Origin of the sequence: Streptomyces sparsogenes subsp. cuspidosporus (assembly GCF_039532705.1) — a bacterium.
In the GTDB taxonomy this organism is placed as follows: Bacteria; Actinomycetota; Actinomycetes; order Streptomycetales; family Streptomycetaceae; genus Streptomyces; species Streptomyces sparsogenes.
Window position 1 is genome coordinate 1 of the sequence record NZ_BAAASD010000043.1, and the last position, 21,071, is coordinate 21,071.

Annotated in this window: 16 protein-coding genes; 9 read left to right on the plus strand and 7 right to left on the minus strand. The window is 72.2% G+C overall.

All coding sequences use genetic code 11. The annotated features are described in order from the left end of the window. Positions 1 to 1,237: helix-turn-helix domain-containing protein (locus ABFY07_RS34425; RefSeq protein WP_346178265.1), on the minus strand; the 1,237-nt coding region annotated here is incomplete at its 3' end. 66 nt (positions 1,238 to 1,303) lie between these two features. Here ABFY07_RS34425 and ABFY07_RS34430 point away from each other — a divergent pair. Next, positions 1,304 to 2,686 (plus strand): alpha/beta fold hydrolase, encoded by a 1,383-nt coding sequence (locus ABFY07_RS34430; protein ID WP_346178266.1) that lies wholly within the window; start codon positions 1,304 to 1,306, stop codon positions 2,684 to 2,686. A 250-nt stretch (positions 2,687 to 2,936) separates the two neighbouring features. Beyond that, entirely contained in the window at positions 2,937 to 4,301 is a 1,365-nt protein-coding gene (locus ABFY07_RS34435) for a M64 family metallopeptidase (RefSeq protein WP_346178267.1), read from the plus strand. A 207-nt stretch (positions 4,302 to 4,508) separates the two neighbouring features. Here the strand turns inward: ABFY07_RS34435 and ABFY07_RS34440 are convergent, their stop codons facing one another. The 5 genes from ABFY07_RS34440 to ABFY07_RS34460 all read right to left on the minus strand — a co-directional run bounded on the left by ABFY07_RS34440 (position 4,509) and on the right by ABFY07_RS34460 (position 10,520). Beyond that, positions 4,509 to 5,147, minus strand: coding sequence for a response regulator (locus ABFY07_RS34440; RefSeq protein WP_065960842.1), 639 nt, complete (start codon positions 5,145 to 5,147; stop codon positions 4,509 to 4,511). Then, positions 5,144 to 6,379: a sensor histidine kinase gene (locus tag ABFY07_RS34445; RefSeq protein ID WP_346178268.1), complete on the minus strand. Its 1,236-nt coding sequence runs from the start codon at positions 6,377 to 6,379 to the stop codon at positions 5,144 to 5,146. Before ABFY07_RS34445 ends, ABFY07_RS34440 begins: the two co-directional genes overlap by 4 nt. 5 nt (positions 6,380 to 6,384) lie before the next feature. Further along, positions 6,385 to 8,598, minus strand: a complete 2,214-nt coding sequence (locus tag ABFY07_RS34450; protein WP_346178269.1) for an MMPL family transporter — start codon at positions 8,596 to 8,598, stop codon at positions 6,385 to 6,387. Between the two features lie 138 nt (positions 8,599 to 8,736). After that, on the minus strand, positions 8,737 to 9,936 hold the full coding sequence (locus tag ABFY07_RS34455) for a winged helix DNA-binding domain-containing protein (RefSeq protein WP_346178270.1): 1,200 nt from the start codon (positions 9,934 to 9,936) through the stop codon (positions 8,737 to 8,739). A 116-nt stretch (positions 9,937 to 10,052) separates the two neighbouring features. After that, complete coding sequence (locus tag ABFY07_RS34460; protein ID WP_346178271.1) at positions 10,053 to 10,520, minus strand: hypothetical protein; 468 nt, start codon at positions 10,518 to 10,520, stop codon at positions 10,053 to 10,055. A 71-nt stretch (positions 10,521 to 10,591) separates the two neighbouring features. Between ABFY07_RS34460 and ABFY07_RS34465 the strand changes: the two genes are divergently transcribed. The 7 genes from ABFY07_RS34465 to ABFY07_RS34495 all read left to right on the plus strand — a co-directional run bounded on the left by ABFY07_RS34465 (position 10,592) and on the right by ABFY07_RS34495 (position 20,552). After that, positions 10,592 to 12,403: a serine/threonine-protein kinase gene (locus tag ABFY07_RS34465; RefSeq protein ID WP_346178272.1), complete on the plus strand. Its 1,812-nt coding sequence runs from the start codon at positions 10,592 to 10,594 to the stop codon at positions 12,401 to 12,403. A gap of 88 nt (positions 12,404 to 12,491) precedes the next feature. Next, entirely contained in the window at positions 12,492 to 14,576 is a 2,085-nt protein-coding gene (locus ABFY07_RS34470) for a serine/threonine-protein kinase (RefSeq protein ID WP_346178273.1), read from the plus strand. Positions 14,577 to 14,687: 111 nt separating this feature from the next. After that, positions 14,688 to 16,343 (plus strand): succinic semialdehyde dehydrogenase, encoded by a 1,656-nt coding sequence (locus ABFY07_RS34475; RefSeq protein WP_346178274.1) that lies wholly within the window; start codon positions 14,688 to 14,690, stop codon positions 16,341 to 16,343. 194 nt (positions 16,344 to 16,537) lie between these two features. Beyond that, a complete protein-coding gene (locus ABFY07_RS34480; protein WP_346178327.1) occupies positions 16,538 to 18,295 on the plus strand; it encodes an FAD-dependent oxidoreductase in 1,758 nt (585 codons plus the stop codon). 148 nt (positions 18,296 to 18,443) lie between these two features. Continuing rightward, positions 18,444 to 18,902: a hypothetical protein gene (locus ABFY07_RS34485; protein ID WP_346178275.1), complete on the plus strand. Its 459-nt coding sequence runs from the start codon at positions 18,444 to 18,446 to the stop codon at positions 18,900 to 18,902. Positions 18,903 to 18,913: 11 nt separating this feature from the next. Next, positions 18,914 to 20,089, plus strand: a complete 1,176-nt coding sequence (locus tag ABFY07_RS34490) for a hypothetical protein (RefSeq protein WP_346178276.1) — start codon at positions 18,914 to 18,916, stop codon at positions 20,087 to 20,089. Between the two features lie 10 nt (positions 20,090 to 20,099). Then, positions 20,100 to 20,552, plus strand: a complete 453-nt coding sequence (locus tag ABFY07_RS34495) for a hypothetical protein (protein ID WP_346178277.1) — start codon at positions 20,100 to 20,102, stop codon at positions 20,550 to 20,552. Here ABFY07_RS34495 and ABFY07_RS34500 read toward each other — a convergent pair. After that, entirely contained in the window at positions 20,541 to 21,038 is a 498-nt protein-coding gene (locus tag ABFY07_RS34500) for a hypothetical protein (protein ID WP_346178278.1), read from the minus strand. The genes ABFY07_RS34495 and ABFY07_RS34500 overlap by 12 nt on opposite strands. Between the last annotated feature and the right edge of the window lie 33 nt (positions 21,039 to 21,071).

The window sequence follows — 21,071 nt, forward strand, 5'->3', positions numbered from 1 at the left end:
GGCCCGCCGTCGGCCCGCCTGCCGTCGGCCCGCCCGCCGTCGGCCCGCCTGCCGTCGGCCCGCCTGCCGTCGGCCCGCCTGCCGTCGGCCCGCCTGCCGTCGGCCCGCCCGCCGCCGTCCCCCTTGCCGAGTCCTCTCCGCCCGCTGCCTCCCCGTCCGCCGGAGGCCGCCTCAGCAGCGGCAGCAGCAGGGCCTCCGCCTCCGCCGTCCGCCCTCGCCGCCGCAGCACGTCCGCGAGCTCCACCTCCACCTGCACCGTGTACAGCGCGGCCCGCTTGGACGCCAGCATGTCCCGGGCGATGCGCAGTTCGCGCTCCGCCCGCTCCAGGTTGCCGTCCTGCGCGTGGACGTAGCCGCGCATCCAGTGGCAGTGCGCCAGGTCGGTGTGGATCCGCAGCTGCTCGTACAGCTCCTGCGCCTTGGCCAGCGAGGCGTCCGCCTCGGCGGTGCGGCCCTCGGCGATGAGCGTGCGGGCCACGCCGCGGTGCATCCGGGCGATCAGCCCCGGGTCGTCCACGCTGGGGGCCAGCGCGAGCGCCAGCTCGGCGGAGCGCGCGGCGCGGGCGTGGGCGCCCATGTCCATGTACGGGGCGATGGCGGCGGTGTAGAGCAGCAGCAGGGCGTTCGGATCGTGCAGCCCCGAGGCGTTGAGCTCGTCGATGGCGTTCTCCAGGAGGTAGCAGGAGTAACGCAGCTCGCCCGACAGGAAGTGGACCACGGCCCGGCCGCGGATCGCCGGGACCCGCCGGGGCAGCGGCTCGTCGGCCAGCAGCCGCTCCGCCGCCTCGTAGTGGGCGCGCGCGGCGGCCAGTTCGCCGGTCTCCAGGACGCAGTCGCCGAGCCCCACCAGGGCGGTGGCCCGCTCGTCCCGGAGGCCGAGCAGCTCCGCCTCGGCCATCAGCTCCTGGAAGCGCCCGGCCGCTTCCTCCGCGTCGCCGGTGGCCAGCGCCTTGCGGGCGTCGGTGAGTCCGGCCCGCAGCCGGATCGCGTCGCGCGGGTCGCGGCCCGTGGTCAGCTCCTCGTAGCTGACGCCGAGGCGCTCGGCGAGATGGCGCAGCGCGGCCTCGGAGGGGCGCACCTTGCCCGACTCGAGGGTGGAGACATACGCGGCGGTATACGCAGGCTCGGCCAGCTGACGCTGGGTGAACCCCCGCTCGGTGCGCAGCCGGAGCACCCGGCGCCCGATCTCGGCGGCCCCCTCCGCCGTCCGTACGTCCCCGGCGCTTCTCTCGCCCACCGTGCCCTCTTCTCCCCGGAGCTAACTTAATTGCCGAGCTAAGTCCATTTACGTGAGGATTGAAAGATGTCGAAGACGATGGATCAGGGGCCGACCGGGCCCGAGGCGGCGACCGTACGTCAGCCGGGACTCCTGCTCACCGACCACCACTTCGACGTACCGCTCGACCATACGGCTCCCGCCGGCGAGCAGATCACCGTTTACGCCCGCGAGGTGATCGCCACCGACAAAGCGGAGAAGGCGGGGAAGGAGAAGACAGGGAAGGCGCGGCGCGACGGTCTGCCCTGGCTGGTGTACCTCCAGGGCGGGCCGGGCTTCGGCGCCGACCGCCCCGTGGGCCGCTCCGGCTGGCTGGACCGCGCCCTGGAGGAGTACCGGGTGCTGCTTCTCGACCAGCGCGGCACCGGCCGCTCCACCCCCGCCAACCGCCAGACCCTCCCGCTGCGCGGCACCCCGGCCGAGCAGGCGGAGTACCTGGCGCACTTCCGCGCCGACGCCATCGTCCACGACTGCGAGCTGATCCGGCGGCGGCTGGCCGGCGACCGGCCCTGGACCGTGCTGGGCCAGAGCTTCGGCGGCTTCTGCGCCGTGACGTACCTCTCGTACGCGCCCGAAGGGCTCGACACGGCGCTCATCGCCGGAGGTCTGCCGGCGCTGGGGTCCGATGTCCCCGCCGACGCCGTCTATCGCGCCGCCTACCCCCGGATGGTGCGCAAGTCGCTCGCGCACTACGACCGTTACCCCGGGGACGTCGCCGCCGCCCGCCGCATCGTGCGCCATCTCGCCGAGCGCGAGGAGGTGCTGCCGGACGGGACCGTGCTGACCGTCGAGGCGTTCCAGCAGCTCGGCATCCTGCTGGGCACCTGCGACGGCTCCCACCGGCTGCATTACCTCCTGGAGGACGCCTTCGCGCCCACCGCCGACGGGCCCCGGCTGAACGACACGTTCCGGGAGCATGTCGCCGCGGTCCTGTCCCGCGCCGACAGCCCGCTCTACACGCTGTTGCACGAGTCGATCTACGCCCAGGACGGCCGCGCCACCGACTGGTCGGCGCACCGGGTGCGGGCCGCGTTCCCGCAGTTCGACGCGGGGCGGGCGATCGCCGAGGACCGGCCGGTGCTGTTCACGGGTGAGACGGTCCACCCCTGGATGCTCCGGACCCACGCGGCGCTGCGCCCGCTGCGCGACACCGCCGAACTGCTGGCCGCCCGCACCGGCTGGGGGCCGCTGTACGACGCGGAGCGGCTGGCGCGCAACACGGTGCCGGTGGCCGCCGCGATCTACCACGACGACCTGTATGTGGACGCCGGGCACTCGCTGGCCACCGCCCGGGCCATCCGGGGCCTGCGCACCTGGGTGACGGACGAATACGAACACGACGCGCTGCGGGTGGACGGCTACCGGGTGCTGGACCGGCTGCTGCGGCTGGCGCGCGACGAAACCTCGTGAACCACGTGTCGGACACCGCGAAAACACCTGCCGCCCACCGGGAAACACCTGCCACACACCATGAAACACCTGGTCAGGACGGTTTCCCGGCAACCATCGCGACACCGGTGACGACAGCCGGCCACGGACGCCGACTAGAGACTTCCCTAATTCCCATTGCCGAACGGCGCCTGGAACCCCTAGGTTGAGCGGCGACTTAATCCTGCTTAACTGGCCGCTTATAAGGCCGAGTTCCGGGGGGTACTCCACCGTGCGCAGACGTCTGCCCGGACGTTTCTCCATACGCACCGCGGCCGTCGCCGGCGGCCTGGTCCTGACGTCGGCCCTGGCGGCGACGGCGTCGGCCACCCCGGCCGAGCCGCCCCCCACCCGCCTCGCGGGGGCCCATGACAGCTCGGCGCACGCCGCCCAGCGCACCCATGAGGTCGAGTACTTCACCCGCCCCGGCGGCCACCCCCGCCACACCGAGGTGCCGGCCGCCACCCCCGACCGCCTGGCCCGCGCCCACCGCGCCCTCTCCGCGTCCGAGGCCGCCGCCGACGGCGACGTCAGCTCGGTCATCCAGACCGGCCCGGTCGCCGACAAGCTCGACGTGGTGTTCGTGGGCGACGGCTACACGGCCGCCCAGCAGGAGGACTTCCACGCCGACGTGCGGTCCAAGTGGGAGCAGATCTCCGCCGTCGAGCCGTACTTCTCGTACAAGCAGCTGTTCAACGTCTGGGCGGTGGACGCGGTGTCCAACCAGTCCGGCGTCTCCGGCGACCCGGGCAAGGACGTCGTCCGGGACACCGCCCTCAAGTCGTACTTCTGGTGCGACGGGATCGAGCGGCTGCTGTGCGTCGACACCGACAAGGTCGAGTCGTACGCCGCCAAGGCCCCGCAGGCCGATCTGGTCGTCGTGCTCTCCAACTCCACCAAGTACGGCGGCGCGGGCTACACCCTCACCTCCCAGGTCGGTTACGACGGCATCGCCACCGCCTCCTCCGACCACGCCGACTCCGACCAGGTCGCCGTGCACGAGACCGGCCACTCCCTCGGCAAGCTGGCCGACGAGTACTTCTACGCCGAGTACGGCACCTACACCGGCGCCGAGCCCAGCGAGTCCAACGCCACCAAGCTGACGGCGGCCCAGCTGACCTCCCAGCAGAAGAAGTGGTACCGCTGGATCGGCCAGACCTCGCCCGACGGCGGTAAGGTCGGCGCGTTCGAGGGCGGCCGCTACTACCCCAAGGGCATCAACCGCCCCACCGAGAACTCGATCATGCGCACGCTCGGCCAGGAGTTCAGCCTCCCCGGCCGCGAGGCGATGATCGCGGGCTTCTACCGCCACGCCAAGGTGCTCTCCAGCCCGACCGGCACGGACACCGCGGTGAAGCGCGACGCGGCCATCAAGGTCACCCTCCCGTCCTCCGCGTCGGTCAAGTGGTCCGTGGACGGCAAGGAGGTGACCGCCGCGCGCGGCAAGAAGTCGGTCACCCCGGCCTCCCTCGGCGTCGCCGCCGACGGCAGGACGCACACCGTCACCGCCACGGCCACGGACAACACCACGGCGGTCAAGGACCCCGCCGTGCGCAAGCTGCTGACCGGCTCCCGCACCTGGAAGGTCGCCGCCTAGCCCACTCGCGCCGCCGCCACCCCCCAGCTGCCGCCCCGTGGACCCCCGCCGCGGGGCGGCTTCCTTTCCCCTGTTTCCGGGGCTGCTTGTCTTCAGGTCCGCCCGTCTCCTGGGCCGCCCGTCTCCAGGTCCGCCCGTCTCCAGGTCCGCCCGTCTCCTGGGCCGTCTGCCTCCAGGGCCGTCTGCCTCCGGGGAGTGTCCGGCGGATCAGGGCCGCCGCAGCAGGCCCCGCTCCATGGCCACCACCACCGCCCTGGTCCGGTCGTTGACGTCGAGCTTCGCGAACAGCCGCAGCAGATGGGTCTTGACCGTGGCCTCCGTGATGACGAGGCGCTTGCCGATCTCCGCGTTGGTCAGGCCGTCGGCCACCGCGTTGAGCACGTCGGTCTCGCGTGCGGTCAGCGGGTCCTGCACCGGGCGGCGCATGCGCGCGATCAGCTTCTCGGCCACCCGGGGCGCGAGGACGGTCTCGCCGCGCGCCGCCGAGCGGATCGCGTCGGCGAGCTGTTCCCGGGTGGTGTCCTTGAGGAGGTAGCCGATGGCGCCCGCCTCCACCCCCCGCTCGATGTCCTGGTCCGTGTCGTACGTCGTCAGGATCAGCACCCGGGTGCGCGGGTGCCGGGCGACGATCTCGGCGGTCGCCCCCACGCCGTCGAGCACCGGCATCCGCAGGTCGACGAGCGCGACATCGGGGTCGTGCCGCTCGACGAGTTCCAGGGCCGCCCTGCCGTCCCCCGCCTCCCCGACGATCTCGATGCCGTCCTCCCCGGCGAGCAGGGCGACCACGCCCGCCCGCATCACGGTGTGGTCGTCCACCACGACCACCCGGACTCGTCCGCCGGTCATCCCGCCCCCTCGCTCGTCTCCAGAGGATTCTCCAGAGGAATCTCCGCAGCAGTCTCCAGAGGAATCATCGCCAGGATCCGTGTGCCGTCGCCGACCGAGCTGGTGACCGTCAGCCGGCCGCCAAGCTCCGCCAGGCGTTTCCGCATCCCGTCGAGGCCGAAGCCCGCCGATTCCTCCGGGTCGAAGCCGGTGCCGTCGTCGGTGATCTCCAGCTCCACCCCGTACGGCCGGCGGGTCAGGTTCACCCCGACCGTGGACGCCCGCGCGTGTTTGCGGACGTTGGCCAGGGACTCCTGGGTGCAGCGCAGCAGCGCGATCCGGGTCTGCTGGTCGCACACCACCTCCGCCAGGTCGGCGGCCTCCGTGAGCCCGGTGTCCTCCGCGAAGCGGTCCAGGACGCGGCGCAGTGTCCGCGCCACCGAGCCGCCCGCCGCACCGTCCTGCCGCCGCTGCGCCGAACCCACCAGCTCCCGCGCCTCGGCCAGGTTCTCGCGGGCCGTCGACTCGATCGAGCGCAGCTGCTGGGCGCTGCGCGCCGGATCGGAGGCGAGCTGGGCCCGGGCCGCCTCCGCGAGCACGACGATCGACGCGAACCCCTGCGCGAGGGTGTCGTGGATGTCCCGCGCCATCCGCTCCCGCTCGTCCGCCGCGCCCTGCCGCTGGTGCGCCTCGGACAGCTCGGCCTGGGTCCGCTCCAACTCGACGATCAGCCGGGCCCGTTCGGCGCTCTGAGCGACCACCGAGTGGGCCCACAGGCCGATCAGGACGCCCACGGCCACGACGATCAGGGTGGACACCAGTGTCTCGCTGAAGAACTCCAGGGACCAGCCCTGCCGGGCAATGCTCCCCGCCAGCGTCGCGGCGGTCGCGAGCCCCAGGAACCCCATGGAGGCCCTGGGGGTCCGCCCGAACATCCAGTAGTGCGGCAGCGTCACCATGAACAGCGCCGCGTAGCTGCTGCGCAGATACGCGAGCCCGCCGAGCGCGAGCACCAGCACGGACAGATAGACGTGCGGCCGTACGACGGGGTTGCCGGGGAAGCGGTCCAGCAGCGCGTAGCACAGCACCACGCAGCCGAGCAGCGCCAGCGCCCCGTACCTGCTCCCGCCGGGCTGGTCCATCGCGGCGAGCCCGACGGCCATCGCGGCGAACAGCACCCAGCACACCGCGTTCCAGCGGCGCAGCGACGCGGCCCAGAAGGCGTCGGCGGAGGGCCCGGCAAGAGCAGTCATACCGATCAACGTACGTCGACCACCGGCTGCCCGTGAGGCGCCTGGTCCGGCACGGCCGCGGGACGCCGCCCCGGCCGCGACGGCCACCAGGTGGCCTCGCCGAGCAGCAGCAGGGCCGCGGGCAGGACCATGACGCGGACGACGAAGGCGTCGAGCAGCACGGCCGCCGCCAGGACGAAACCGATCTGCTTCATCTCGATGATGTGCAGGAAGACGAAGCTCACGAAGACGGTCGTCATCACGACCGCGGCGCTGGTGACCACGCTCGCCGAGGTGCGGAGCCCGTCGAGTACCGCCTGCCGCGTGGGGACACCGGCGAGCGCGGCCTCCCTGATCCGGCTGACCACGAACACCTGGTAGTCCATGGAGAGCCCGAAGAGGATCACGAAGAGGAAGAGCGGGACCCGCGATCCGATCGAGCCGGTGGAGTGGAAGTCCAGCAGCCCCTCGGCCCAGGTGTTCTGGAAGACGAGCACGAGCAGCCCGAGCGCGGCCGCGGCCGACAGCAGGTTCAGGACGACACCGACCAGGCCGAGCACGACGGAGCGGAAGGCGTACACCGTCATCACGAACGTCACCAGCAGCAACGCCCCGATCACCAGAGGCAGTTTGGAGTTCTGGTGGGCGGGATAGTCCGCGTAGCGGGCGACGTCGCCGCTGACGCCGTACTCCGCGCCCTCGATCCGGCCGACGGTGGCGGGCAGGTAGTCGTGGCGCAGATGGTCGAGGGAGGCCTCGGCCTGGGGGGAGTTGCCGAGGTACGGCACCTTCAGCCGCAGGACGCTGATCCGGTGGTCGGCCGAGGTGTCGATCCGCGAGCCGTCGGCGAACAGCGGATCGCGGTCGGCCAGCCCGGCGAGCCTGCGCAGCGCCCCGGTGACCTCCTCGGTGCGCGAGGCGTCGGCGCGTACGACCACGTCGTGGGTGACCCTCCGCTCGGGGAACGCGTCGTTGAGGCGGTCGTACACCCGCATGGCGGGGATGGCGCGGGAGTGGGTGTCCCGGCTCATCTCGGTGATCTTCAGCTGGCCCAGCGGAACGGCGAGGGCGAGCAGGGCGAGCACCGAGACGCAGAGCGTGGCGAGCGGGTGCCGGGCGGCGGGACGCAGCAGCGCCGCCCAGATCCGGCCACCGCCCTCGCCGCGCGTCCGCCGGGCCGGCTTGCCGCGCTCCGCCCGGCGCAGCGCCTTGCGCTCCGCCCGCTTCCCGAGCACGACCAGCAGCGCGGGCAGCGCGGTCAGGGAGCTGGCCACGGCGACCAGGACGACCACGATGGTGCCGGTGGCCAGCGAGGAGAAGATCACGTCGGAGGCCAGATACAACGTCGCCGTGGAGGCCATGACCGCGAGACCCGACACCACCACCGCACGGCCCGAGGTGGCCGCCGCCAGCTCCACCAGCGCCTCGCTGCTCAGCCGGCCGCCGGCGCGGGCCCGCTCCTCGCGCTCCCGCTTGAGGTAGAAGAGGGTGTAGTCGACGCCGACCGCGAGGCCGATCATCAGGATCACGTTGGTGCCCACCCCGACGTCGGGGGACACGTGCGAGACCACCATCGACAGGCCGATCGCCGCCGCGATCGACGACAGGGCGAGCAGCAGCGGCACGGTGGCCATGACGACCGAGCCGAAGGCGATCAGCAGCGTGATCAGCGTGACCGGAAGCGTGATCTTCTCGGACAGCGCCAGGTCGTCGTTGCGCTGCTGATCGACCCCCTTGCTGGTGGAGGGGGATCCGGTCTCCTCGAGCAGCAGCCGGGGGTGGGACTTCTGCACGGCCTCGGTCTGCTCGACCAGCGCGCCGACCTTGGCGTCCGCGTCCAGCTCCTCGCCCTTGATGGCCACCTCGACCATGAGGATCCGGCCGTCGCCGGACCACAGCGGCGCTGCCACGCTCGCCACCTCGGGCACTTGCTTCATCCGCGCCGTGAGGTCCCGCGCGGCCGCCTCGGCGGCCCGCTTGCCGGCCTGGCCGTCGAGGGCGCCGCCGGGGCGGGCGGAGATCAGCACCTGCTCGGTGGGGCGGCGCTCCAGGTGCCCCTCGGCCGCCATGGCCTCCGCCCGCCCCGCCTCGCCGACCCGGTAGTCCGCCGTCGTGGCGCTGTTGGTGCCGACGGCTCCGCCGACGACCAGGCACAGCGCCACGAACACAAGCCATCCGACGACCGCCCGCCAGGGGTGCCGCGCGCTCCAGCGAGCGGCGCGCACAGTGAGTGAATTCATGCCCGAAAGCCTTGTTGACCAGGGCGGTTGGCGGACAGAGGCGTCAGGTTGAACCTGCCGTCCACCGATCGGTGGACCGGCGGGCTGGGGAAATCCCCCGTACTCCCCTGAGGCTGCCCCCCAGGAGACACCCCCGGCCTAGGAGGTCAACTCCCGCTCCAGCGGCGTACGGAACCGGGGCGTGACCCGGACCTCCCCCAGCCACCCGCTCAGCCGCGCCGCCTCCGCCTCCACAGCGGCCGCCCCCTCCCGGCCCACGTCGCTCAGCGCGCGCCAGACCACCTCGCCGTCGGCCCGCTGGGCCCAGCCGCCGACGACGCGGCCGTTCCACCACACCGTGGGGCCGATGTTGCCGCTGCGGTCGAAGAGCGGCTTCACATGGTCCGGGTCGAGGTACCAGCCGCGGGACTGCCAGCCCATGGCGGTCGGGTCCAGGGCGGGCAGCAGCGCGGCCCAGGGCTCGTCCTCCCCGGCCGGCCCGCCGACACCGGGCACATCCCCGGGCACATCCCCGGGCACCACGTACCCCGTGCCCTCCTCCAGCGCCACGCCCTCCGCCCCGATGTCGGCCAGCGCCCGCCGGGTGTCGGTCGCCGTCCACCCCGTCCACCACTTCAGGTCCGCCTCGGTCGCGGGCCCGTACGCCGCCAGCCAGCGGCGGGCCAGCTCGGCCTTCGCCTCCCGGACGGGCAGGTCGGGGAGGGCCGGGGCCGGGGCCCACGGGTAGAGGCTGCTGGTCCAGGAGCCGCGCGGGCGGCAGCGGCGCAGATGGCCGTCGGAGGCGAGCAGCCGCAGCAGCCGGCTGCCCACGGTCTGCCGCGCCGCGTACGGCTTGCCGGGGGCCATCACGATCCGCTCACGCAGCGCGGGCACGTCCTCGGCCACCTCGGCGGTCGTCGCCTCCCCCCGCGCGGCCACGGCCGCCAGCACGGCCTTCTCCACCTCGGCCAGCCGCGCCTCGTCCCAGTGCTCCTCGGCGCGCTCCCGCAGATGCTTCAGCAGCGTGGCCCGCTCCCGGGCCGCGATCGCCCGCGCGGTGGAGGACCCGACGACCGGCGCCAGCTCCGTCGTCACGGCGAAGATCGTGCGGCGCATGCTCAACAGCTTGACCAGCGACACGTCCTCGTACAGCGCCCGCTCCACCTTCCCCGCCCCCGGCTCCCGCAGCCGCGCGCACGCGGACAGATACACGGTGGCCGGATCGGTCGCGTGCAGCCCGACGACCGCGTCGGCCACCTCCTCGACGGTGGCCGCCCGCGCGGAGGGCGCGAGCAGATGCCGCCGCCCGAGGCGGGCGCGGCGCTGGGCGGGGGTGACACGGGGGAGGGAGTCGCTCATGGGGCCGACCGTAGGGAACGTACCTGTCATCTTCTGTCAGGTTTCCGGTGTACGCCACCTCGGCGGGGGCGTGGCGTCGCGGCGGAGGCGCGGGGCCTCAGCGGACGTACGCCACCTCAGCGGACGTGCGGCGTCGCGGCGGCGATGAAGTCGCGGACGCCCTGCCGGGACCGCTCGCGGAGCTCGTCGAGCCGGTCGCGGTCCCCGGCGTGGTGCAGTTCGGTCACGTGCGCCAGGAGCCGCTCGGAGAGCTCCACGAGCGCGGGGTCGTCCGAGAGCATCTGCGCGCGGAACATCGCCTCCTGCGCCGCGTAGCGCAACTCGTAGACGTGCTCCCGCAGCTCCGGGGTGTCCTCGTCGGGCCGGTTCTCGTGCTGCACGAACCACCGCTGGACCAGCACCCGGCGGTAGTTGAGCAGCGCCCCCGCGTAGGCGCAGTACGCGTCGATCCGCTCCTGCCGCAGCCGCTCCGTCCGGGCGAACTGCTCGCTCCGGTCGGCGGACCGCCGCTGGAAGGCATGGGTGACGCCGGAACCCAACACCGTGCCGAGCACGGCTATGACGCTGGCCAGGACCGCTTCCATGGAGGGCAGTTCACCACAGGGCGGGCGGGACCGGGGCGGAGGGCATCGGGGGCGTGGGGCAAGATGAGGCCATGGGTAGCTTCGGGGGAAGTGGCCGGCTCCTGGCCGGGCGCTATCAGCTGGTGTCACGGCTGGGGCGCGGCGGCATGGGGACGGTGTGGCGGGCCGTGGACACCTTGCTGGGCCGGGATGTGGCGGTCAAGGAGCTGCACCACGACGAGGGGCTTGACGGGATGTCGGCCCTGGACGTCCAGGTGCAGCACGAGCGCACCCTGCGCGAGGCCCGTACGGTGGCGCAGATCAAGCATCCGAACGTGATCGTCCTGCATGACGTGGTGGAGGAGGGCGACCGTCCCTGGATCGTCATGGAGCTGGTCGACGGCTGCTCGCTCGCCGACCGGCTGGCCGCCGAGGGGCCCGTCGGGCCGCGTGAGGCGGCGCGGATCGGGGTCGCGCTGGTGGACGCGTTGAAGGTGGCGCATGCGCGCGGGGTGCTGCACCGGGATCTGAAGCCGGCCAATGTGCTGATGGAGTCGGGCACCGGGCGGGTGGTGCTGACGGACTTCGGGATCGCCCAGGTGGCGGGCAGCACGACGATCACGGAGACGGGGACGTTCGTCGGCTCGCCCGAATACACCGCGCCCGAGCGGATGTCGGGGCGCCGCACGGGCCCGGAGTCGGACCTGTGGTCGCTGGGTGTGCTGCTGTGCACGCTGGTCAGCGGCGAATCGCCGTTCCGCCGCGACTCGTTGGGCGGGGTGCTGCACGCGGTGGTGTTCGACGAGATACGGCCGCCCGAGGCCGCCGGGCTGCTGGGGCCGGTGATCGAGGGGCTGCTGCGGCGCGATCCCGACCTGCGGCTGACCGGGGACGAGGCGGCGCGGATGCTGCGGAGGTGCCTGGAGCCGGGGGACACCCCCGAGATACCCCTGGAGTACACGCCGACGCAGCCCGCCGTGCAGGCGCGGGGCCCGGACAGCGGCGGCCCGGGCGGGCACGGGCCGGGGCGGGGTCCCGGGCATGGTCCTGGGCAGGATCTTGGGCATGGGGCCGGGCCGGGTGGCGCCGCCGGGGCCGGCCCGGGCGGGCCCGGTGCGGGCGGTGCCGCTCCGCCGGGAGCGGCCACCCCCGCCACGCCCGTCGGCCCCGCCACGCCCGTCGCACCCGCCACCCCGGCCACCCCCGCGCCGCGCGGCCGGGGTCCGCGTCGCCGTACCGCGCAGGTGGCGGCCGTCGCCGTGGTGGCGCTGGCCGGGATCGGGGCCGGGATCGCGGCGCTGGCGTTCGACCGGGACGGGGACGACACCGCGAGCGACGGCGGGAGCCGGGACAAGCCCACCGCCACGGCCACCGCCACGAAAACCCCGGGCGAGAAGCCGTCGAAGCCCTCGCCGTCGGGCAAGTCGTCGGCCCCGCCCTCCAAGTCCGCCGTCCCGGCCGGCTACGAGCTGGTCGACGACCCGTTCGGCTTCTCGATCGCCGTCCCCGAGGGCTACTCCCGCGTGGTCAAGGGCCCGCGCGTCTACTACAACTCGCCAGGCATGGAGTTCCGGATCGGGATCCACGTCCAGGAGCGGGACCCCAAGGGCCCGCTGCGGCTGAGCCGGGAGGCGGACGCCAGGGGGCCGCAGGACTACCCGGGCTACCGCAGCGGCCAGGTCATCGAGACCCAGCGCGACGGGCTGCCCGCCGCGCTGTGGGCGTTCATCTGGAACGGCTCGGCCGACGACGGCGGATCGCGTCAGACATACGACCTGACCTGGGACGAGGCGGGCAAGATGTACGACGTGTGGGTGTCCGCCCCGGTAGGGAAGAAATCCGAGGGAAAACAGCATTTCGACACGGCTGTCGACAGTTTCTCCCGGCCCGCCGACCAGAACTGAACAGCACCGCAACGGCTTTGTCACGAGCGGCCCCTGCCGCCCCGGAGCCGGTGGCGGGCCGTGGACCGGACCAGGTAATCATGGAGCCATGACGAACGACGGGGGACGGGCGGACGAGCCCACGAGCTATGAGCTGCGGCCGCCGCAAGCCCGGACGGCGCAGGTCCCGGCCGCGCAGGTCCCGGCCGCGCAGGCGTCGCCGCCGACTGTGCCATCGCAGACCGCCCCGCCGCAGACCGCTCCGCCGCCGGCCGCGCAGGCGCCGACCGCACCGGTGCCGCCCCAGGTGCCGCCTCGCGCGCCGGCTCAGGAGTCGCGTCGGGCGGACCCCCAGGACCGCCCGCACCTTCCGTACGAGCCCACGCAGTTGGACGGCCGGGCCGCCGCCGGCCGGCCTGCTGCCGGGCCTCCCGACTCAGGCCGGCCGGCCTCCGGCCAGGCAGCCTCCGAACCGCCGGCCTCCGAACCGCCGGCCTCCGAACCGCCGGCCTCCGAACCGCCGGCCTCCGAACCGCCGGCCTCCGAACCGCCGGCCTCCAGCCAGGCTGCCTCCAGCCAGGCCGCCCCCGGCCAGGCCGGCCCCGACCCCCGCACGTCACCGCCCGCGCCCGCCGTGGCCGCCGACCCCGACGTCGGCCGCGTCGTCGGCGGCCGCTACCGCCTCGTCTCGCGCCTGGGCCACGGCGGCATGGGCACGGTCTGGAAGGCGCACGACCAGGTCGTCGACCGCGATGTCGCGGTCAAGGAGCCGCGCGTGCCCGACACCCTGCCGGAGAGCGAGCGGCAGAAGGTGTACCAGCGGATGCAGCGCGAGGCGCGCGCCGCCGCCCGTATCGACCACCCCTCCGTGGTGTCCGTGTACGACGTCGTCGTCGAGGACGGCCGACCCTGGCTGGTGATGGAGCTGGTGCGCGGCGACACGCTCGCCGACCGGCTGGCCGAGGGCACGCTGGACCCGCGCGAGGCGGCCCGGATCGGCGTCGCGGTGCTGGGCGCGCTGACGGCCGCCCACGAGGCAGGGGTGCTGCACCGCGACGTCAAACCGGACAACGTCCTGCTGGGCCGCAACGACCGCGTGGTGCTGACCGACTTCGGCATCGCGCAGGTGGAGGGCGAGCAGGGGCTGACGGACACCGGCGCGTTCGTCGGCTCCCCCGAATTCATCGCGCCCGAGCGGGTGCTGGGCCAGCGGCCCGGGCCCGAGTCGGACCTGTGGTCGCTGGGCGTGGTGCTGTACGCGGCGGTCGAGGGCATGTCGCCGTTCCGCCGCTCGCACGCCCCCGCGACCCTGCAGGCCATCCTGTCGGCCGAACCGCAGACCCCCGCGCGCGGCTCGGGCGCGCTCGGCACGCTGATCATGCAACTGCTGCGCAAGGACCCGGCGGCCCGGCCCACGGCGGCCGAGGCGCGGCAGACGCTGGAGTCGGTGGTGCGGCCCCCGCAGCCGATCCCGACGGTGCTCGCGGCCAACCCGTACGCCCAGGCCCAGGGCGCGGGCGGGGATGGCCGGCAGAGCGCGGGCAGCCGCTTCGTACCGCCGGTCCTGCACAAGAACCGCAAGGCGCAGTGGGGCCTTGGCGGCGTGGTGCTGGCGGTGGCCGCCGTGCTCGTGCTGGTGCTGATGAAGCCGTTCGCGAGCGAGGGGAGCGGCATTCCGGACGGGTGGACGGTACGGGACGAGCGCGAGGTGGTCGCCGCGTCGCTGGCGGTCCCCGAGGACTACAAGCGGGTGTTGGAGGACAGCGACAAGGACAACCAGGCCGTCACCTTCAAGGACCCCAGCGGCGTCTACACCATCCATCTGCTCCGGGCCGTCAAGGACGGCGAGGGGGACGTCACCGGACTCAAGGACGCGGTCCAGCAGACGATCGCGGTCTACAAGGACAGCCGCCAGGCCCACTACGCGGACGCCGAGAGCACGCAGGCGGAATCCTCCCAGCAGGGCCAGCCGGCGGCGGATGTGAACACCACCTACCGCCCCTTCGGCAGCAGCAGCGACGACTACATCCCCTACCTCGACCGCAACCACATCTATGTCGACTCCGACAAGACGCGCTGGCAGCTGGTCGTGACCATGCCCGCCGAGGGGGAGGCCCGTAAGACCGGCGACAAGCTCTACGAAGAGGTCGTCAAGCACCTGGAGATCCAGGACCTGAAGAAGGCCGCCCCCTGAGGCGACCCGCACGCCATCGCGCCAGCGTCCGCTGGCGCGATTGTGTGTGAGCCGTGAAAGCGGGTTACCGACGGGTACCCAAACCGGCCGGGCGCGCCTACGCTCGCCCCCATGACGGAGTCGCAGGACAGCGCACAGGCACCGCAGGGCAAGGCCGAGGCGCCGCAGGGCAAGGCCCACGCCCCCGCCGACGGCAACCCGGTCGCCCCCGCCGGCGCCCGCACCGCCGCCCACGTCGCCACCCCCGAGCTGGTCGCCCGGCTGGCGCGCGGCGTGGTGGGCAGCGGCAGCACCACCAGCCACACGCCCTTCACCGGGGAGGTCCTGGCCGAGCTGCCCGAGTCCACCCCCGAGGACGTCGCCGAGGCGTACGAGCGCGCCCGCGTGGCCCAGCGGGCATGGGCCCGTACGCCCGTGCGCCGGCGCGCGGCCGTACTGCTGCGCTTCCACGACCTGATCATCCGCCGCCAGTCCGAGGTGCTGGACCTGATCCAGGTGGAGACGGGCAAGACCCGGCTGCACGCCCACGAGGAGGTGCAGGAGGTCTCCCTCACCGCCCGCCACTACGGGCGCAGGGCCCCCGCCTACCTCGGCGCGCGCCGCCACACCGGCGCCGTGCCCGTGCTGACCAAGGTCACCGAGCTGCGCCAGCCCAAGGGCGTCGTCGGCCTGATCTCCCCCTGGAACTACCCGCTGTCGCTGTCCGTCGGCGACTCGCTGCCCGCCTTCGTCGCGGGCAACGCCGTCGTGATGAAGCCGGACACCGAGACCGCGCTGACCGCCCTGTGGGCCCGCGAGCTGCTGATCGAGGCCGGGCTGCCCGAGGGCGTGTGGCAGATCGTCCTGGGCGAGGGGCCGGTCGTGGGACCCGCCGTCGTCCAGCACGCCGACTACGTGTCCTTCACCGGCTCCACCCGCACCGGCCGCGAGGTCGCCCAGCGCGCGGCGGCCCGGCTCATCGGCTGCTCCCTCGAACTCGGCGGCAAGAACGCCATGCTGGTCCTCGGGGACGCCGACCTCGACAAGGCCGCCGAGGGCTCGGTGCGGGCCTGCTTCTCCTCGGCCGGGCAGCTGTGCGAGTCCATCGAGCGCCTCTACGTGCACGAGTCGATCGCCGACGCCTTCCTGGAGCGGTTCGTCGCCCGCACCAAGGCCATGCGCCTGGGCACGGCCCTCGCCTACGGCGCCGAGATGGGCTCCCTCGCGGGCGAGCGCCAGCTCCGGACCGTCGTACGCCATGTCGACGAGGCCCGGGAGAAGGGCGCGACGGTGCTCACCGGCGGCCGCGCCCGCCCCGACATCGGCCCGTACTTCTACGAGCCGACCATCCTCGACGGGGTCGAGCCGCCCATGGCGGTGTGCGCCGAGGAGACCTTCGGACCGGTCGTCTCCGTCTACCGCTTCGCCGACGAGGACGACGCGATCGAGCGCGCCAACGCCACCCCGTACGGCCTCAACGCCAGCGTCTGGACCAAGGACGGCCGGCGCGGCCGCGCGGTCGCCGCCCGGCTGCGGGCCGGCACCGTCAACGTCAACGAGGGCTACGGCGCGGCGTACGGCAGCGTCCGCGCGCCGCTGGGCGGGATGGGCGACTCAGGGCTGGGGCGCCGCCACGGCGCGGAGGGGATCCTCAAGTTCACCGAGGCCCAGACGGTCGCGCACCAGCGGCTGCTGCCGCTCGGCCCGGCCTTCGGGATGACGGACGAGAAGTACGCGGCGTTCATGACCCGCAGCCTGCGCGCGATGAAGGCGCTGGGCCTGCGCTGACGGCGCGCGGCGAGGGGACAGGAGTTACTGCTGTGGACGATGCCCACAACCGCGATGCCCACAACCGCGATGCCCACGACGGCGATGCCCACGACGGCGAGGCCCACGACGGCGATGCCCACGACCGCGATGCCCACGACGGCGACGCCCACAACCGCGAGGCCCACGACGGCGACGCCTACGACTACGACGTCATCGTCGTCGGCTCGGGCTTCGGCGGCTCGGTGACGGCGCTGCGCCTGACCGAGAAGGGCTACCGCGTCGGGGTGCTGGAGGCGGGCCGCCGCTTCACCCGCGAGACGCTGCCGAAGAACTCCTGGCACCTGCGCGACTACCTGTGGGCCCCGGCCCTGGGCTGCTACGGCATCCAGCGCATCCACGTCCTGGGCAAGGTGATGGTGTTGGCGGGCGCCGGGGTCGGGGGCGGCTCCCTCAACTACGCCAACACCCTCTACGTACCACCCGAGCCCTTCTTCCGCGACCCGCAGTGGGGCGCCATCACCGACTGGCGGGCGGAGCTGGCGCCCTACTACGACCAGGCACGGCGGATGCTCGGGGCGCGCCTGAACAAGACCATGACGCCCTCCGACGAACACCTGAAGGCCGCCGCCGAGCGGATGGGGGTGGGCGAGACCTTCCACATGGCGCCGGTGGGCGTGTTCTTCGGGGACGGCGACGACGCCGACGGGACGGCCACGGCGGCGCCGGGGGAGCGCGTCCCCGACCCGTACTTCGGCGGCGCGGGCCCCTCCCGCCGGGCCTGCACCGAGTGCGGCGAGTGCATGACCGGCTGCCGCCACGGCGCGAAGAACACCCTCAACGAGAACTACCTCCACCTCGCCGAGCGGGCCGGGGCCGTCGTCCACCCCATGACCACCGTCGTGGCCGTCGGCGAGGACCGGCGCGGCGGCTACCGGGTCACCACCGTCCCCACCGACCGGCGCCGCAAGGCCCGGCCGCGCGTGCTGCGCGCCCGCCAGGTCGTGCTGGCCGCCGGGACGTACGGCACCCAGTCCCTGCTGCACACCATGCGGGACAAGGGCCTGCTGCCGAGGATCTCCGACCGGCTCGGCATGCTGACCCGGACCAACTCCGAGGCCCTGGTGGGCGCCCAGACCACGGACCGCCGCTACCGCAAGGTCCGGCCGGGGCGGCGGCGGGCCGACTTCACGCGCGGGGTGGCGATCACCTCGTCCATCCACCCCGACGACACCACCCACATCGAGCCCGTCCGCTACGGCAAGGGCTCCAACGCGATGGGGCTGCTGTCCGTCCTCCAGATCCCCGAGGGCGGCCGGCTGCCGCGCTGGCTGCGGTTCCTGGCGAACAACCTGCGGCACCCCACCCTCGCGGCGCGCTCGATGTCCACCCGCCGCTGGTCCGAGCGCACCATCATCGGCCTGGTCATGCAGACCCACGACAACTCGCTCACCACCTACCGCAAGCCCAAGGGGATCGGAAAGGGCCTGCTGACCGCTCGGCAGGGCCACGGCGAGCCCAACCCCGACCACATCCCCGAGGGCGCGGAGGCCGCCCGCCACCTCGCCGAGTCCATCAACGGCTTCCCCGGCAGCAACGTCGGCGAGCTGATGGGCACCCCGCTCACCGCCCACTTCCTCGGCGGCTGCCCGATCGGCCCGGACCCCGCGCACGGCGTCATCGACCCGTACCACCGGCTGTACGGCCACCCGGGCGTCCATGTCGTCGACGGCGCGGCGGTCTCCGCGAACCTGGGCGTCAACCCGTCCCTGACCATCACGGCCCAGGCCGAGCGCGCCATGTCCCTGTGGCCCAACAAGGGCGAACCGGACCCCCGCCCACCCCAGACCGCCCCCTACAAACGCCTCCCCCCGATCCCACCCCACACCCCGGCCGTCCCCGCCCACGCCTTCGGCGCCCTGAGGCTCCCCCTGCTGCCGGTCCCGAAGGTCCCCCCGGCCGCCGGCCGGTGAGCGAGGCTTTGACTGGCCGGATTCCGTCGGCGCACGACTGGATTCAGAGACCTCTGTGCCAATATGGCCGCAAGGGGGCAGGTCAGGACAATAGCGGTCACCGTCTCGGCCTGTGCTCGGGGAGCGAATCTTCAGACACGGGGGTGTCATGACCTGGCACGAGTGGGAGCAACTGAAGAAGTCGGCGACCGAGAAGATCCAGCTCGACTCCGCCGGATCGGGGGGAGGATTACCCGAAGACGGCATCGTGGTGCATCGGGACGACCTGGGCGCCGTTGGGTCCGAAGCCTTCCGCCTCCACGCGGAGCTGAAGGCCAAGGCCGACTTGGCCGGTATGGGGACCGACAAGCACGGGGACAGCTCCACAGCGCAGGCGGCAGCCGGCCTGAAAAGGCGTGGATTCGCCATGGCCGGTGCGCTGGACAAGACGCTGAGGACATGGTCGATGCAGGTCAAAACGGTTATGCAGGCATGCGCCAATATTTCCAACCACCTGGATTACAGCCAGAAGCTCTTTGACCAGGAGGATGCGAAGATCGCCGCCGATCTGCGGGGCAAGGACGGGCTGACGGTGCCCGCGTCGCGCTTGAACGAGTACTTCAAGTAAACGGGGGCGTCATGGGGATCGGCTACAGAGACCTGGCGGAAGCAGATCTGGAGAGCCTCGGCACGGCGGTCGGACACTGGAAGAAAGCGGTGCAGGATCTTGAAACCCTGGCCACGGATGCCCGGGACGGGCTGCAGGCGAAGGCGGATCGCGCACGCTGGAAAGGCGTGAATGCCACCGTCTCCCGTGGCTTCATCCACAAGACGGCAAAAGAGTTCGAGGATCTGCACGCAGAGGCCAGCAGCATCTATCAAGTCCTCGATGACGCCCACCGGGAACTGGTCCGCCTTCAGCAGAAGATCTCACGCCTGATCGACTCGGCCGGCAAGAAGGGTTTCGTCATCGCGGACAGCGGTGAGAGCCGCGTCACCGTGTCCATGCGCACGGCGCCGGGCGAGCCGGTCAACGAAACCGCGGAGACCAGGAAAGAGGAGAAGGGGTACGCGCATCAGATCAGTGCCTGCCTCTGGGAAGCCAATGTGATCGACCAATCCACGGCCATCGCGCTGTCCCGGTCCCACGGAAGCGACCCGCATAACCCGGGGCACGCCACGTATGATTCGCTGGATCAGGCGCGATACGACCTCTTCGAGTACCCGCCGGTGCTGGGCGAGGACCTGAACCGACCGGAATGGGGGAGCGCGGAGCCCGGGGCGAGCGACCGCCGGACTTTCTTGATGGCTTCGACCGTCGCCCTGCCTTACATGGCGTGGCAGGACAACAAAATGGCGTCCGATCTTTTCCAGCACTGGCTCTCGAACAGTGGTGAGGCCGCTACGATCAACCCCGCTCAGATGATGAACGATCTGCCGGAGCTGAAAAAGGCGGTCGCGCAGGAGATAAGGCCCGGAAGGTTCGACAGCGGGTGGAAGACCGACGCGGTGCATGAGCACTTGAGTCGCCCCGGGGGCGACAGCCCCAAGGTGCGCGATTGGTACTACGCCCTCAATGGTTACCAATATCGGGTAAGAGGCGATGTAGTGGACGATAACGGCGTTCTGAAGGGCACGGTGACGGTCGACATCTACAAGCGATACAACTGGGGAAACCCTGCCGGCGGCGACCATCGTTCCGATGTGGGGAAGGGGCCGGTGAAGATCTCCCAGAACGACCTTGCTCATCTCAATACCGTTGGCCTGGCGCGTGATTTCGACGTGGTCGGTCATGAGACCTATCAGATCGGATGAGCTGACTCACATGCCGAAGCGTCACCGTGCGGCGGTCCTGCTGGTTGTCGTCAGTTGCGCGACACTGCTTGTCGCGGGTTGCTCCGACGATAAATTCCCCCATCAGTATGCCAACACCGATGTCAACGTCTCTCTTGAAAAGGCCCTGCGTGATCACCGCATAGAGGTGCCGGAAAATGCGCGGCGCGTGAAGTACTCGGCCAACAGTGAATTGGAGGGTTATCCGCTGTATCTGACGTTCGACGCCTCTTGCTCCGAGATGGAGACCTTCTCCGAGCAAAATCAGTTCACGCGCTTGCCCATGGAGAAAATGTGGGGTACGAGCGCGGCAGTCGCTGCCCAGGGGCGCGGCTGGACTCACCGAGCGGGAGACTTCGGGTTCCATCGAGGTTCAGGAGCGAACAGCGTCTACGCCCTTGTATCCCCCGAGGGTTCGGTTTGCCACGTCTGGCTACAGAGCTAGCGGGGGTGTGACCCAGCGCGCGGTGCGCAAGGGCGCCCACCGTCTGCGGTAGGCGGTGTGCAGCACCGCCAGGGTCACGGAACCGGCCGCCACGCACCCGAGGAAGCCGCCGACCAGCACCCAGAGGGACGGGGCGTCCTGGTTCGCGTAGCGCAGGAGCGGCAGGAGGGGCAGCCCCAGGACGACGGGGCAGAGCAGCCAGCAGAAGGCATACGTCCGCAGGATTTCGCCCGACCGCAGGCGGGACTGGCCATGCAGGACGTACCGCGTCGTGGTCCGCGAGACCTCGTGCGTGACCTTGCCCTCCGTCAGGTAGTACCGCCGCAGCGGCGCTACGGGCAGATAGACCACCATGAACCAGCGCGTCGCGAAGCATCGCCCGTTCTCGTCCACGCGGGTGAACCCCTTGAGGCCGAACCCGATCCCGTTGAAGCTCCCCAAGTGTGGCGACTCGCCCTGCCCTATGGGCCACACGTCGTCGGTCATGCGCTGATTCTTGTCCGTTCGAGCGCGTCGCAA

What these genes read in the sequence shown, in the direction of transcription:
- ABFY07_RS34500 (WP_346178278.1), bottom strand. Translation starts at nt 21,038, where the DNA reads ATGACCGACGACGTGTGGCCCATAGGGCAGGGCGAGTCGCCACACTTG.
- ABFY07_RS34490 (WP_346178276.1), top strand. Translation starts at nt 18,914, where the DNA reads ATGGGGATCGGCTACAGAGACCTGGCGGAAGCAGATCTGGAGAGCCTC.
- ABFY07_RS34445 (WP_346178268.1), bottom strand. Translation starts at nt 6,379, where the DNA reads ATGACTGCTCTTGCCGGGCCCTCCGCCGACGCCTTCTGGGCCGCGTCG.
- ABFY07_RS34430 (WP_346178266.1), top strand. Translation starts at nt 1,304, where the DNA reads ATGTCGAAGACGATGGATCAGGGGCCGACCGGGCCCGAGGCGGCGACC.
- ABFY07_RS34470 (WP_346178273.1), top strand. Translation starts at nt 12,492, where the DNA reads ATGACGAACGACGGGGGACGGGCGGACGAGCCCACGAGCTATGAGCTG.
- ABFY07_RS34460 (WP_346178271.1), bottom strand. Translation starts at nt 10,520, where the DNA reads ATGGAAGCGGTCCTGGCCAGCGTCATAGCCGTGCTCGGCACGGTGTTG.
- ABFY07_RS34440 (WP_065960842.1), bottom strand. Translation starts at nt 5,147, where the DNA reads ATGACCGGCGGACGAGTCCGGGTGGTCGTGGTGGACGACCACACCGTG.
- ABFY07_RS34475 (WP_346178274.1), top strand. Translation starts at nt 14,688, where the DNA reads ATGACGGAGTCGCAGGACAGCGCACAGGCACCGCAGGGCAAGGCCGAG.
- ABFY07_RS34450 (WP_346178269.1), bottom strand. Translation starts at nt 8,598, where the DNA reads ATGAATTCACTCACTGTGCGCGCCGCTCGCTGGAGCGCGCGGCACCCC.
- ABFY07_RS34495 (WP_346178277.1), top strand. Translation starts at nt 20,100, where the DNA reads ATGCCGAAGCGTCACCGTGCGGCGGTCCTGCTGGTTGTCGTCAGTTGC.
- ABFY07_RS34465 (WP_346178272.1), top strand. Translation starts at nt 10,592, where the DNA reads ATGGGTAGCTTCGGGGGAAGTGGCCGGCTCCTGGCCGGGCGCTATCAG.
- ABFY07_RS34455 (WP_346178270.1), bottom strand. Translation starts at nt 9,936, where the DNA reads ATGAGCGACTCCCTCCCCCGTGTCACCCCCGCCCAGCGCCGCGCCCGC.
- ABFY07_RS34485 (WP_346178275.1), top strand. Translation starts at nt 18,444, where the DNA reads ATGACCTGGCACGAGTGGGAGCAACTGAAGAAGTCGGCGACCGAGAAG.